Origin of the sequence: Bacillus sp. JJ864, from assembly GCF_036963045.1 — a bacterium.
In the GTDB taxonomy this organism is placed as follows: Bacteria; Bacillota; Bacilli; order Bacillales; family Bacillaceae_G; genus Bacillus_A; species Bacillus_A pseudomycoides_C.
In genome coordinates, this window is record NZ_JBALLY010000144.1 from 1 (window position 1) to 1210 (window position 1210).

Here is a 1210-nt window from a genome sequence, read left to right on the forward strand (position 1 = left end):
CATAAATTTCTTTTTCATAGTTTTCCTCCTATGTAATAATTTGCGAGACATAACATTTAAAATAATAACATATTAACTATATATTGTAATTTATTATTATAAAGAGCCGATAAGGAGGTGTCTGAACAAGTGTAGTAGGTTCCTAGCACCCACTCATCTTCAGGAATTTGAATAAAGGCTTGTCGCTGTTCCGGTGTAAGCAATTCTCTACCTCTCGCCATTTTCATACAGGGGTAGCTTCCCCAAAATGCGGATTTACAACGTTAAGCTGTTTTCAGCGTTAAAAACGAAAGATTTAACAACAATAAGACTTTTGAGACAATTTATACGAGACACTAGAAAGCTTTATTTGACGTAAAATCAATTAAGTCCCAATAGATTAAACCCAAAATTGACACATAAGATTGTGATGGAAATTAATCATTTGGATAAGATTACTACAGAAGTCATTGAGATAGCGAAAGACCCTTTAGTGATTGTGGAAAACGAATAATACAAAAAGAGAAGTCTGCGATTTTGCAGACTTCTCTTTTTATCCATATGCAATTTAGCATTTAAAAACTACGCAAATTATCTCCTAAAGTTACACGTTCCCTCCAATTGATAAATACTCCAATTCCAAAAACTTACTCTATTGGAACGAACTATGAAACATTGATATACAAAAGACTTCTTATCCTTATCTTTGTAAAAACGCAAAATCCTGAATCTCCCCCTATAAAAACAAAAAAAGAACCACTTTTACTTAAAGTGGTTAAAAAGTACAATATCGTATAAATAATATTTAATTTTCTAACATACCTTCTTTTTTATTACTTACTAATTGTATATCTTCAACAATTAATGAAAGTCTTTTAAATAAATCAACAAAGTTATTCACTGTAACACTAGAAAAAGCCACTTCATCTTCGGAATTCATAACTTTTTCATTAAATAATTTTGCTAATAAAGCTTTTTCTTTATTTTTAACATTATCCGAGTTACTTTTTTTAATATCTAATTCATCAAAAATATATTTTTGAAAGTCCTCCGATGAAAATAAATCTTCTATAGCCATATTTTCTTGTGTAGAAACAAATGCTAGACAATCTTCGCCTATATGAAGATCTCTTTTTATTTTATTAAAATTACGCTTACCGGCATTATCATTATCAAATAAAGCTATGAACTTTAAATTCCACCCCATTAATAAACTTGTTAAAGTAGAAAC

Annotated in this window: 1 protein-coding gene and 1 pseudogene; both read right to left on the reverse strand. The window is 29.3% G+C overall.

Going from position 1 to position 1210, the window contains the following annotated elements; all coding sequences use genetic code 11:
• Window positions 1-56: 56 nt before the first annotated feature.
• The gene (locus V7024_RS19625; protein ID WP_335523012.1) at window positions 57-227 is read right to left on the reverse strand and encodes a hypothetical protein; all 171 of its coding nucleotides are present in this window, start codon (window positions 225-227) and stop codon (window positions 57-59) included.
• A 557-nt stretch (window positions 228-784) separates the two neighbouring features.
• Window positions 785-1210: pseudogene (locus V7024_RS19630) on the reverse strand (AAA family ATPase); the annotation flags it as partial.

Bases quoted from the DNA above. Each gene is read 5' to 3' on its own strand.
- V7024_RS19625 (WP_335523012.1), bottom strand. From the start codon at position 227: ATGAAAATGGCGAGAGGTAGAGAATTGCTTACACCGGAACAGCGACAA.